Here is a 12,755-nt window from a genome sequence, read left to right on the forward strand (position 1 = left end):
AAGTTGTTTTTACGTTAAAATCAAGTGTTAAGATTTTTCGGTTTTCGGTTTACCCCAAGGGTCACTATCTGATAATTTCGCTGATTTTAATGGGTAATGGAATTAATAATTTTTTCATGTACATGACCTTCTTCTAATTTATCCCTCATTTTCTGAATCTATAAACATTTCTTTTATTTTCAAGTAATTTTTTACTAAATATGATAAATTAATAATAATTAAATGTTAGGAGGAAGCGTATGAAGAAGTTATTATTAACACTATTTTGTATGACGGTGGTTTTGTCAGTGTATGGAACAAAAGCATTTGCAACGTCTGTAAAGTCGAGTGATTATTTACCAAGTACACAAAAAAGTCATTACAAAGAAGGTACAGGTTATTATTTAGACAATTATCGTTTTAAATATAAAACGGTATTTAAAAAAGGATATTGGCATACATATGAATATGATTATAAAAAGAAAAAATATAATACATATATGTCTTCAAAATTAAAATATGTTGTGAAAAAAGATGGTATTCACACGATTGATTATCAAAAAAATTATGGCGAAATTGATCGTATGGAGAGTAAGGTCTTACCAGCAACATTGAAAAAAGGAATGAAGTTTACAACGTATGCTAAACTGAAAGGTTATCCAACAGCTAAGTATCATAATGTAGTTGCTTCAACAAACGTAAATATGACGATAAAAGGCAAGAAATATAAAAATGTCGTAAAAATTGTTCAAGCCAATAAAAAAGAAAAACTAGTGCAGTATTGGGCAAAAGGTAAAGGGATTATCAAACATACGTATACGAATGGTGAAAATGGTGCATCGAAAATGCGCTCAACGTCTTATTTAATCAAATAAAATGATAAAAGTTCATAGAGTTTCTTCTATATAAATAGCGTGCTATAATTATAGTGGAAACGATGTAAATAAATTCGTTTGATTTACAATGTAGAAATGAGGAAATCAATATGTCAAATGCTTATGAAGAATATATGCGCGGAATCGTTGCGCCAATGCGTCAAGAATTAGTAGATGCAGGTTTTACACAATTATTAACTGCTGATGAAGTAGCAGAACATATGCAAGAATCAAAAGGTACATCCTTAATTATGATTAACTCAGTATGTGGTTGTGCAGCAGGTCTTGCGCGTCCAGCTGTTATTGAAGCAGTACAGCAAGTAGAGAACAAACCAGACCACTTAGTAACGGTGTTTGCAGGTCAAGAAAAAGAAGCAACAGAACAAATGCGTGCATTCTTTGAAGAAGTGCCACCAAGCTCACCATCGATTGCTGTTTGGAAAGATGGTAACCTTGCTTACTTCATTCCACGTGAACAAATCGAAGGACATATGATGGAAGAAGTTCGTGACCATTTAGCAGGTGCATTAGAACAAGTATGTGCAAAATAAGAACTGTTGCCACTACAGGTGGTAGACCAGACGCGCTTTCTATTGAGAAGGCGCGTTTTGTTGGTCATACGTTACAAATCGATGTTGTGCCGCGCGATAAAAAATCGGTTCAAAAAATAGCAGAACGATACGAAGCAAATGTGATTGTAGCAGGGAAAAATCGCTATGAGTATTATGCTTATGGCACAAAAGACCCTTTCTTTTTCCATCCGAGTTCGGCTGCTTTTCGTGTGAAAAGACTTGCAAAGGGACAAGCAGATCCACTATTGGAACTTGCGGAATTGAAGCAAGGTGATTCATTTTTAGATTGTACGTTAGGACTTGGAACGGATAGTATGATGGCAGCAGTAGTAGTTGGAGAAGAAGGTCGCGTAGTAGGCTGTGAAGCGAATCCTAACGTAGCTTTTGTTGTGGAACAGGGTTTACAACACTATGATTTCGAATCAGAGGGTTTATCACTTCTTCGAAACATGCGTCGTATTGAAGTCGTTTCGCAAAATGCAGTAGACTACTTAAAAACCTTACCAGACAATACCTTTGATGTGGTCTATTTAGATCCAATGTTTGAAGAAACAATCGAAGAATCCGTTCATTTTCAGCCACTTCGCCAAGCAGGTGTTCATGATGTGGTAACAGAAGAGTGGATGACGGAAGCAAAACGAGTGGCAAAAAGAAGTGTGGTTTTAAAGGCACATTACCGTTCTACTTTATTTGAAGATTTCCATTTTCAACGAATTGAACGTAAAAATACAAAATTTCATTTCGGGATTTATAGAATAGGATGAAAAATATAATATATAATTACTACGTATGTGTATGAAATTGTTCATTTGTTTAAGTCCTGAAGATTATTTATACTAAATATAATCATATGTAAAGAAAGGAAGTTTTGGCTTGGAGTACGTACAGCACCAAGTTCTTCGTAAAGGATGCAATGGACATAATGATGTAATGGTAATTTTATGTTCAAAGGACTTATCAAAAGAAGAACGTGAAGAGATTGTAAAAGAAAATAAACAGAGAGATTGTTTTTCTTTTTCCATCTAACACAGCAGACTTTCGCGCAATTTTTTACAGGCATAAAAAAGAACAAGATTTATGCTTTTTAGGGTTAACGGAAACTTTGCAAACACTACTTCAACAATATCCCTCTTATAAAGATTATTCGAAAATTATAATCGAAACAAATGTAGGACCTTTCGAAATGGATCATGTCACGAAAGAATTTTCGTTAAAAGATTATCAACTATATGAAAAAATTAAAACAGCCGTAAACTCAGAACAAACGCTATATTGGACGAACGATGTTCCACACTTAAATGAATATCCTAAAGAATGCTTTTTGTTAGATGTTCCTGAACCTTCGTTTGTATTAAGTGAACCGAATACAGAACACTATTTTTTGAAGTCGACACTCGTACGTCGAGAAGATATAGATGAAAGTTTTGCTAATCTATTTTCGATTTTTGATCAATTAAAATATCGACTACAGGTGAAACGGCATACACATCAGGTAGGAGCCATTTTTGTTACGCTCGATATTCAAAATTTAGCAACAGGAAGTATGCTTCGACTGGACTCGTTAAGTTTAGAAGCTTAAATAGAAGTAAATGAAACTGTAAGCAAACCGAATGAATCAGTTTGTTTACAGTTTTTTTATCGTAAGGAGGAAGCGATGCAGCAAGCTATTATTGAATTATTTCAAACAAATCCCCAAGTAGCGATTATGATTAGTCTACTTTTAAGTATAGCTATTAGTATATTAGGTGTAGTGCCGAGTGTATTTCTAACAGCAGCCAATTTAATTGTATTTGGTTTTTGGGGTGGTCTCTTGTTATCCTTCGCAGGAGAAGTATTAGGTGCGACCGTATCATTCTTCTTATACCGCAAAGGTTTTAAACGATTGAACGATACACGTGCTTTTCAATATCCCAAAGTTCAAAAATTATTACAGGCCAATCAAAAAGAGGCTTTTGCTCTCATTATTTCTTTGCGTATTTTACCGTTCATTCCATCAGGGCTTGTGACATTTGTCGCGGCAGTTGGACAAACGACATTTTTTACATTTTTTATTGCGAATATGATTGGGAAGATTCCTGCCATTGTGATTGAAAGCTTATCTGTTTATCAACTGCTTCACCTATCATTTGAATGGAAAATTGGTGTCACGATTCTAGGCTTAGGCGTTCTCATGTATATAATGAAAAAAGTAGGTGTAGTTGGGCGAAGTTCATAAAGTTTACTAGAAAAATCGTCAGTAAATTGCAACTTTTCTGTAGAAAAGTGCGTTCTAAAAAGTATTGAGGGTTTTTCTTATAAATATTTTTCAGTCTATTGTACAATAGAGACAAATCAGGTGAACGACTAATAAAAAAGAGGGTGATTTTATGAAGAAATGGATTCAAAAGTTCCTTGTTTCAGCGGTAGCAGTAGTAACATTAGGTGTTATTACACCAAGTCATACCATTTGGAATAATATTTTAAGTGATGAACAGGCAAGTGCTAAGTCACAAAATATTGGCGAGGATACACAACACTCCACCTACATAGAATCGACTTTTGAAGAACCAACACAACCAGAAGTTGATTTGATTGTGGAAGCCAAAGAACAGGCTTATCAAAAATTCGGTTCTCGTATCGGACCGAAAATTCAGGAAGACTTTGATACACATATTTTTCCGAAAATGCAAGAAGCCATTGATCAAACTGTAACGAACGCAGAAGTACAGCAGCTAGCAATTACCGAAAATCCAAGTGGCAACTATGCTGAAAAGATGTTCAATATTTACGATGAACAAACCGGCAAAGACTTAATTCGATTCCACGTGCGAACAGAAAATCGCCCAGGAGAAGGGTATTACTACAACTTCCACTACCATACAGCTGAAGATCAATTTGCAACACATCATAATCTTGGGGATGTTTATTGGAGTAAAAATACGCCACCTAAATGGTTATCTTAATAATAGAAGAAAATACTGAGCGATTCATCGCTTGGTATTTTTTTATTGCTAATTTTAAGTTATTAATATATAGTAAGTTACATAAAGTAAGTTACATAAAGTAAGTTAATGAGAGAGGGATTTATATGCCAACAACATTTCATCAAAAACCAAATTTATTTATTCAAAACGTTACATTAAAAGTTTCAAATCTTTCGCGTTCGATTGATTTTTATACGGAGATTATTGGTTTTCGTGTTTTACAGCAAGAAGAAGGACGAGTTACGTTAACAGCAGATGGTCAGCACGCACTGATTACATTAGTAGAAGTACCGAATGCTCAGTTTGTAAGAGGCGCAACTGGTTTGTATCATTTTGCATTATTATTGCCAAGTAGAAAAGATTTAGGAAACTTAATTCAGCATTTTATTCAGAAGAATGTTCAGATTGGTGCTGGAGACCATGATGTGAGTGAGGCACTTTATTTATCAGATCCAGACGGTAATGGCATTGAAATGTATATTGATCGACCAACTGATACGTGGAAGTGGGATTCGAACGGACAAGTTTACATGACAACAGACCCTGTACAATTCCAATCTGTATTACGTGAGGCAGATGGTACGTGGAGTGGTTTACCAATAGATACAGTAATGGGACATATTCATCTATCTGTGCGCAATCTACAAGAGTCGGAAGATTTTTATACATCGTTATTAGATTATGCCGTTGTTTCACGTTACGGTGGACAAGCGTTATTCATTTCTACAGGTGGTTATCATCATCATATTGGTTTGAATACATGGCATAGTGAAGGAGCAGAGGCTTTACCAAAAGATGCGGTAGGTATTCAATCTTATACAGTTCAATTACCGGATCAAGACTATGCGGTAAACTTAAAAAAACGTTTTGTTGAGCAAAATATGGAAATAAAAGAACAAGAAAACATTTTTTCAATCATTGAACCAAATGGAATTGAAGTTAAATTTACAATATAAGGATAAAATAAAGGCTCTTTGTAACAATTGGGCATTTATAAACAACATATTTTCATTTTAAACGTGTATTTCGATAGAAAATACACGTTTTTTATTTATTTATTTTGTTGAAAAATGTCGAAAAAACAAATATAGATACCAAAAAATGGAACACTTAAAATATTGATATAACGCGATTTATGAAAAAAATCCATTAAAATTGCGAAACTACATCCATTTTATACCATGGTATGTAACATTGCTGTAACATGCGTGAAAATGAACTGACATCTGATTGAAATTTATGCTTGGTATAGTAGTGACAGTTAGAAAAACCGAGGAGGACATTTCACATTATGAAAAAACAAATTATCGCACTGACAGGTGCCATCGCATTATCAACAGCAGCATTCGCAGGTACAGCGTCAGCGAAGACAATTACGATCCAATCAGGTGACACACTATCGAAATTAGCAGCAGAGCACAACACAACAGTGCGTACGCTTCAAAATATGAATCATATTAAATCAGCAAACTTAATCTATGCAGGCGCTCAACTAGAAGTTGGTGACGGCAATGGCAACGCAACTTACCAAGCTCCTGTAAAACAACAAACAACACAATCAACATATAAAGCACCAGCGCAACAACAAACACAAGCAAAATCAACATATAAAGCGCCAGTACAACAAAAACAACAAGCACAAACACAAACAAAGTCATATCAATCAACACAAAAAGCAAGTAATGCATCATCATACCAAGGTTCATCATCTTCAGCGAAATCATGGATTGCACAAAAAGAATCAAGCAACTCATATGAAGCAAGAAGTGCAACAGGTAAATATATTGGTAAATACCAATTAGATAAATCCTATTTAAATGGTGATTATTCAGCAGCTAACCAAGAACGTGTAGCGGATAACTATGTGAAACAACGCTACGGTTCATGGGAAAAAGCAAAACAATTCTGGGTTTCAAACGGCTGGTACTAAGATTTTTTAAAACAGTGAACTAAAGAGGGGCTGCTACGCGCAGTTTCTCTTTTTTATTAGGTAAAAATCAGATTGAGACATGAGTGTAAAAATACCCTCCTATATGAGCATAAGAAAAACTGGAATCGCGCTGTGACGCGGTTCCAGTTTTTCTTTGTGAACGCTAAAAAAGAAAGTGACATATTTCATCCCAGTCTGATTTTCTATTTTGGCAGAATGATTTGCCAATCAGCTGCTTTTTGAATTTTTTTAGATTTTTCATCAAGAACATCTGTTGTCTTCACTTGGATTGTTCCTGCTGACTTTTCATGTAAAATAACGCCTAAATTACCACGCTTTATTTCACCAGGAAGATAAGTACCATTCAAATTATCTAAATAGACTTCTTGCTCATGTGTCCACATCTGTTTTCCTAAAGAAGCAACAGCAAATGGCGCAAACTGAATTTTTTTCTTTCCGGTATTTTCGATTGTCACAAATACTTTCGCAATCGGAAAAGTAGTACGGTCTGTTAATCCATGAAAATAATCAATCATACTGTGAGAAGGTGTCAGTTGTAAAATTTTTGTTTCGTGAACGGTCAATTTTATATCACCTAAATTATACGTATCTACTTTGAATGAAGCATTCTCTAATGTAGCAACACCAAGGCGAGAACGAACGGTATCTTCTTGTTCTTTTAAATTCGTATCATCGGGTACTTGAGGGTTGACCGTATAATCTGTCCGATAATCTTCTTGTTGTTTTTCTGGTTTTGTTTCAGCTTGTGACGTGCAACCTGCGAGTAATAAGCACAAAAATAAACTACCATACATCCATTTTTTCATATAAGCCTCCTATGTAAAACAGAGACAATTCATATAGAATTGCCCCTGTATTCCTTAGCGGTCTTTAATGACCGTTTGTTTTTTCGCACCTTTTTCAATAATCTTAAAGATTTTTTTCGCTTGGTCAGTATTATCAAGTAACCCGCGGAATTGGTCTGATCCTGGTCCATATGCATAAACGTTTACATCTTCACCTGTATGTCCACCTGTTGTCCAACCGGTATTTGAGCGCTGATTGACAATTTTTTCGATAGCGTTATCAATCGTTGTTACATCTTTTTCCTTTACAGTGACAACAGATTGAATTTCTTCTTCACTTAGAGGGAATTGAATGTATTTTTTTAATACTTTTTCAGGTGCGACACCGTCTGTAATTTGTTCTGCCATAAAGTCAGGCGTTCTTGTAATGGAACGAATCACTTCAGGATTCCAATTATAGTCGCCACCTTGCGCTACTGAGAATCCACCCGTTGAATGGTCAGCTGTTGCCACAACTAATGTATGTTTATCTTTTTTAGCGAACTCCACAGCTGCTTCGAAAGCATCTTCAAAATCTGCCATCTCACTCATAGCACCGACAATATCATTATCATGTCCAGCCCAGTCAATTTGACTGCCTTCTACCATTAAGAAGAAACCTTTTTTGTTTTTAGATAATTGTTTTAATGCTGCATTCGTCATATTACCGAGAGAAGGAGTCGAACTATTGCGGTCGATTTTTTTATCTAATCCACCATCTGCAAATAATCCAAGTAGTTTTTCATTTGTATTTTTTTGAAGTTGATCTTTTGATGTGACATAACGATAACCTGCTTTTTTAAATTCCTTTGTTAAGTCACGGTCTGTTCGTACAAAGTTCGCTTTACCACCACCAAGTAGAACGTCTATCTTATGTTTACCTTTAATTTTTTCATCAAAATAATCATCCGCAATCCCATTCATATTCTTACGCGTTTCATCATGAGCGCCAAAAGCAGCTGGTGTTGCATGTGTAATTTCAGATGTTGCAACAAGACCTGTTGATTTGCCTTGTTCTTTTGCGGCTTCTAAAACGGTTTTCACATTTGAACGGTCATTGTCAACAGCGATGGCTGCATTGTATGTTTTAACACCAGCAGACATGGCAGTAGCTGCACTTGCAGAATCTGTTACATTTTGCGCTGGATCTTCAGGATATGTCATCTGTTGCCCAACTAAATAGCGATCAAATACACTTTTATCGACGAACTTAGTCGATGAGCTATTTTGTAAGTAACGATAAGCAGATGTATAGGATGTTCCCATACCGTCACCTATTAAAAAAATGACATTTTTAATTTCGGGTGTAGCTGGTTTTTTCTTTGTTGCAGCAGAGACATCAGACGTTTGTCCAGCTGCAATGGTAGAGAATGCTATTGCAGATGCAGCAAAAGTAGAGAGTAATTTTTTTGATATGATTTTCAAGGGTAAATCCTCCTTTAGTTTTATAATTTTACTATACAGAATAATTGTAAAGGAGGATTGTTCTAAATGTAAAAGTATGTAAAAATAATAAAATGATTGTCTTTTCTATAAAAATACTTTTTTAATATTTTAGTAAAAACTAGCAACCATGTTTAAAGTATTTATTTTTAGGATAAGATAATAAAAGAGTCTTGCTGTAAGGAGGAAGCTATATGTCAAAAATATCGTTTATTCTACCGGCATACAATGAAGAAGAGAATGTGCCGCGAATTTACGAAGCGATTGATCGGGAGGTTCGAGAGTCCAAATACGACTACGAATTTATTTATGTCGATGATGGGAGTAAAGATCGAACGCTAGAACGTATCAGAGAACTACAGCAAAAAGATAATCACGTGAACTACGTATCTTTTTCAAGAAATTTTGGTAAGGAAGCGGCTATCTATGCAGGTTTACAACATGCTACGGGAGATGCAGTCATCTTAATGGATAGTGATTTACAACATCCGCCAAGTTTAATAATGGACATGATGAAAGGTTTCGAAGAAGGGTATCACCAAGTCATTGCTTGCCGCGATCGTCGTGGAGAGAGTATGGTTTATCGTGGTATTACAAACACTTTTTATCGAATGATGAATAAATTAAGTACAGTAGAATTGCAAAATGGCGCAGGAGATTTCCGTCTATTAAGTCGCCAAGCAGTTGATGCACTTTTATCTTTAAGTGAAAATAATCGCTTTTCAAAAGGGCTTTTCGAATGGATTGGATTATCAAAAAAGAATATCTACTATGAAAATGTCGAGCGTCAATTTGGCGAAACGAAATGGTCCGTTAGTATGTTATTCTCGTACGCAGTAGATGGTATTTTATCCTTTAATACAAAACCGCTTCGCATCTGTCTATATTTAGGGTTATTGACGATGCTTTCAGGGATTGCTTATATCGCAATTATGCTTGGAGGAATCTTTTTCAAAGGAATTGACGTACCTGGCTACTTTACAACGATTTCTGCCATTCTTGTGCTGGGAGGTTTACAGCTGATGAGTTTGGGCGTAATTGGCGAATACATCGGACGGATCTATTGTGAGGTAAAAAGAAGACCACACTATATTGTTGGCGAAACGAATGTGAATCGTGCATTACGTGTTGTAAGTATGGAGAAAAGTAAAGTCAAATCAAAATAGAAAATGAGTCATGCATATGAATACTAGAAAAGAATATATCAAATTTATCATTGTAGGTGTTCTGAATACAGGCCATTATTACTTATGGTATCTGCTACTCTATACAGTATGTGAATGGCCTTATCTCCTCAGTCATATTGTGGCGACATTTAACAGTATGATTGGTTCATATTTTATGAATGTATACTTTACGTATGAGGAAAAACCATCATGGAAATCATTTTTACTCTTTCCATTAACACAAGTAACGAATATCGTCATTCAAACGATTGGTATGTTTGTATTTGTGGAATGGCTATCTGTATCACCTTATTTTGCACCGATTGCAACAGTATTAATTAGTATTCCGATTACTTTTGTTGTGACAAGGAGGATTATCCGTGTTTCAAAAGAAGCGTAGAAGGGTCAACGGAGTTGTGCTAATAAGCATGCTCATCATCTCTTTATTGGCACATCTTTTTTACATAATTACCTGGCAACAAGGTACTGTAATGAAGGGGATTAATGATGGCTTATCACAAATGCTGCCTTTTAAACAATTTATTTATAATCAATATGCAGAAGGACGTTTTTTCTATTCTGCTGATTTCGGACTAGGTGGCGATTTTTTTAGTTCGCTCGCTTATTACTTCACAACGAATCTCTTTTTCTTACCATGGGTTATAGGAACATGGTTATTCGCATCAATCTTTTCCTTTATACCTGATTTTGATTATTGGGCAATGCTTGTACTACCAATGAGTATATTTAAACAAACAGTCATCATGTTTGTTGCGTATATATTTTTAAAGCAAATCTTACAATCCATTCGCGGGGCATATGTTGGTGCAGTTTTTTACGCACTAAGTCCATTTTTCTTCCGGCATGAGATGTACTGGGATATTTTAACGGATGCGATGTTCTGGCTACCGCTTATTTTAATTGGTGTTGAGCGAATTATACGTAAACAGTCACTATTCGTATTTACACTATCAGCAGCACTCATGATGATTAGTAACTTTTATGTATCCTATGTTGTCTTATTAACCGCAGTAATCTACATGATCGTACGTCAATTTATACATCTAACAGATAATGAAAGAAGCGCTTTTGAGCAGTTAAAGCGATATATCGCAAGTGGCATCATTAGCTTTGCTCTTGCTTGTTTTGCGTTTATACCAGCTGCTTATGGATTTATAAATAATGTGAGACCGCCATTTCAAGACCCAATCAAAGGTTTTGAAATCAATGACGCCATCATCATGAGTCCGCGTGTTTTATGGTTACCGATTTTTATCTTTATTTTATTCTTTATCAAACCGTTATATCGTCATCGTACATTCCGCTTCTTTGCAATTTTTGCAGGGGGAGGAATCATTGCGCACTTTATTCCATATATCGGCAGTATCTTTAATGGTTTTTCAGCACCACAACAGCGCTGGGAATCGATTGTTATCTTAAGTTTTGCAGGGATGCTTGGTGTAGCGATTAAGTATTTTGAAGAATGGCGTCGAGATCGTACGATTGTTTATGGAGTCATTGGCTTCATAGCACTATGGAGTCTCTTTATATGGCTCATACCACAATATGAATCATCTGTGCCATTACTGATTACCACAGCTATATGGCTTGTTATTTTCGCTATTACACAGTGGTATCGTGCACCACTCATTTGGTTTTCAGCAAGTATTCTCGTGTTTAGTATAATTGAAGCCAATATTTTTTCAGAAGATTTAACAAAAACAGGTGTTGCAACGAAGTCCTTTATCACATCAGAAGCGTATCATTCGAATGAGCAACAACAAGCAGTTGAATGGATGCAACAACGTAAAGTTTCAAAAGATGCACGCATTGATTGGATGGTACCTTATCGTAATAATACACCGATGGTTCAAAACTTCCGAGGAACGAGTATTTATTCCAGTATTCTAAATGGAGATTTACTATTATGGTATTTACGTGACTTGCAAATTGATATGGCACGTGAAAGTGTTAGTCGTTATGGAACGCTTGGTAATCGCACAAACTTAATGGCGATGCAGCAAGTTCAATTTTATATGCGTGAAAAGTCGAATGAAGCAGTACCATATAATTACCGTCTCGTAAAGGTAAATGAAAATACGCAAATTTACGAAAATGACCAATATTTACCTGTATTTCGTATTGCGACAAAAACGTATCGTCAGTCTGATTTAGACGATGCACCGGTTCTTGCGAAAGAACATGCAATGCTAGATGGCGTTATTATGACAGATGGTAAGGAAAAAGCACCGAAAGTCAAAAAACGTAAGATTCTAAGCAATACGGTACAAGGTGGGCATTGGGATGGTGAGGAACTAATTATTGATCAAGATAAAGGTCGTGTAGCATTCAGTCTTGCACCAATTATGGGTGCTAAAACAATGTATGTACAGATGTATATAGAAGGTATTCGGAATTACACAGGCTTTACAATGGAAGCAAATGAATACCGTACAACACGTAAAAAATCGAATTCCATCTATCGTACGAATTATAATCATATCACGCTCGCAGTCGATGCTTCTGATCAATTACTCATAGAATTACCAAAGGGAACGTATCGTTTAAAAGATGTAGCGATTTATGATGAGGATTATACAACATTAAATGCAGCTTATAATAAAAAGAATGAAGCAGATGTCTCGTGGAACCACGGCGAGGCGAGTGGTGAAGTAAATGTGAAAAAAGACGATGTACTCGTATCGTCGATTCCTTACGAAAAAGGATGGCATGCTAAAGTAGACGGAAAAAAAGTAGCAGTCGAAAAAGTGAACTATGCTTTCGTTGGTGTTCCAATGGAGGAGACAGGGAAGCATGAAGTCGAACTATACTACCGTCCACCATACTGGCCATATGCCTTATGGGTTTCGGTTATAACATGGATAGGATTTTTACTCTATTGGTGGCGACAACGACAAAAAATACCGAAATGGCAACGTGTTTAAAAGAAAGCAAATTAAATAACCCCTATCAAATTTATAT

The 12,755-nt window shown here is 35.7% G+C and carries 14 protein-coding genes; 12 read left to right on the plus strand and 2 right to left on the minus strand.

Annotation, left to right across the window (positions count from 1 at the left end; translation table 11 throughout):
- Positions 1 to 239: 239 nt before the first annotated feature.
- The 9 genes from MHB75_RS03365 (at position 240) to MHB75_RS03405 (ending at position 6,319) form a co-directional block, all read left to right on the plus strand.
- A complete protein-coding gene (locus MHB75_RS03365) occupies positions 240 to 854 on the plus strand; it encodes a hypothetical protein (protein WP_340995921.1) in 615 nt (204 codons plus the stop codon).
- Between the two features lie 110 nt (positions 855 to 964).
- Positions 965 to 1,405: a BrxA/BrxB family bacilliredoxin gene (locus MHB75_RS03370; RefSeq protein WP_068454104.1), complete on the plus strand. Its 441-nt coding sequence runs from the start codon at positions 965 to 967 to the stop codon at positions 1,403 to 1,405.
- A complete protein-coding gene (locus tag MHB75_RS03375) occupies positions 1,393 to 2,190 on the plus strand; it encodes a class I SAM-dependent methyltransferase (protein WP_340995923.1) in 798 nt (265 codons plus the stop codon). The genes MHB75_RS03370 and MHB75_RS03375 overlap by 13 nt, the downstream gene beginning before the upstream one ends.
- Positions 2,191 to 2,299: 109 nt before the next feature.
- Positions 2,300 to 2,452, plus strand: coding sequence for a hypothetical protein (locus tag MHB75_RS03380; protein ID WP_340995924.1), 153 nt, complete (start codon positions 2,300 to 2,302; stop codon positions 2,450 to 2,452).
- 157 nt (positions 2,453 to 2,609) lie between these two features.
- A complete protein-coding gene (locus tag MHB75_RS03385) occupies positions 2,610 to 3,005 on the plus strand; it encodes a hypothetical protein (protein ID WP_340995925.1) in 396 nt (131 codons plus the stop codon).
- Between the two features lie 75 nt (positions 3,006 to 3,080).
- On the plus strand, positions 3,081 to 3,641 hold the full coding sequence (locus MHB75_RS03390) for a TVP38/TMEM64 family protein (protein ID WP_121176622.1): 561 nt from the start codon (positions 3,081 to 3,083) through the stop codon (positions 3,639 to 3,641).
- A gap of 151 nt (positions 3,642 to 3,792) precedes the next feature.
- A complete protein-coding gene (locus MHB75_RS03395) occupies positions 3,793 to 4,368 on the plus strand; it encodes a YpjP family protein (protein ID WP_141275076.1) in 576 nt (191 codons plus the stop codon).
- A 125-nt stretch (positions 4,369 to 4,493) separates the two neighbouring features.
- Positions 4,494 to 5,345 carry a VOC family protein gene (locus tag MHB75_RS03400; RefSeq protein WP_340995926.1) on the plus strand — a complete coding sequence of 284 codons (852 nt, stop codon included), beginning with the start codon at positions 4,494 to 4,496 and terminating at the stop codon, positions 5,343 to 5,345.
- 335 nt (positions 5,346 to 5,680) lie between these two features.
- Entirely contained in the window at positions 5,681 to 6,319 is a 639-nt protein-coding gene (locus MHB75_RS03405; RefSeq protein WP_285216108.1) for a LysM peptidoglycan-binding domain-containing protein, read from the plus strand.
- Positions 6,320 to 6,522: 203 nt separating this feature from the next.
- Here MHB75_RS03405 and MHB75_RS03410 read toward each other — a convergent pair whose 3' ends face one another.
- Positions 6,523 to 7,146, minus strand: coding sequence for a hypothetical protein (locus tag MHB75_RS03410; RefSeq protein ID WP_141274137.1), 624 nt, complete (start codon positions 7,144 to 7,146; stop codon positions 6,523 to 6,525).
- A 54-nt stretch (positions 7,147 to 7,200) separates the two neighbouring features.
- Positions 7,201 to 8,589 (minus strand): alkaline phosphatase, encoded by a 1,389-nt coding sequence (locus tag MHB75_RS03415; protein WP_340995928.1) that lies wholly within the window; start codon positions 8,587 to 8,589, stop codon positions 7,201 to 7,203.
- Positions 8,590 to 8,801: 212 nt separating this feature from the next.
- Between MHB75_RS03415 and MHB75_RS03420 the strand changes: the two genes are divergently transcribed.
- From MHB75_RS03420 to MHB75_RS03430, 3 genes are read left to right on the plus strand one after another with little or no spacing between them, the layout of a single operon-like run.
- Positions 8,802 to 9,773: a glycosyltransferase family 2 protein gene (locus tag MHB75_RS03420; protein WP_340995930.1), complete on the plus strand. Its 972-nt coding sequence runs from the start codon at positions 8,802 to 8,804 to the stop codon at positions 9,771 to 9,773.
- A gap of 16 nt (positions 9,774 to 9,789) precedes the next feature.
- Positions 9,790 to 10,173: a GtrA family protein gene (locus MHB75_RS03425; protein WP_340995931.1), complete on the plus strand. Its 384-nt coding sequence runs from the start codon at positions 9,790 to 9,792 to the stop codon at positions 10,171 to 10,173.
- Positions 10,154 to 12,718 carry a YfhO family protein gene (locus MHB75_RS03430; protein WP_340995932.1) on the plus strand — a complete coding sequence of 855 codons (2,565 nt, stop codon included), beginning with the start codon at positions 10,154 to 10,156 and terminating at the stop codon, positions 12,716 to 12,718. Before MHB75_RS03425 ends, MHB75_RS03430 begins: the two co-directional genes overlap by 20 nt.
- The last annotated feature ends 37 nt before the right edge of the window (positions 12,719 to 12,755 follow it).

It is taken from the genome of Kurthia sp. FSL E2-0154, from assembly GCF_038003625.1.
Classification (GTDB): domain Bacteria; phylum Bacillota; class Bacilli; order Bacillales_A; family Planococcaceae; genus Kurthia; species Kurthia gibsonii.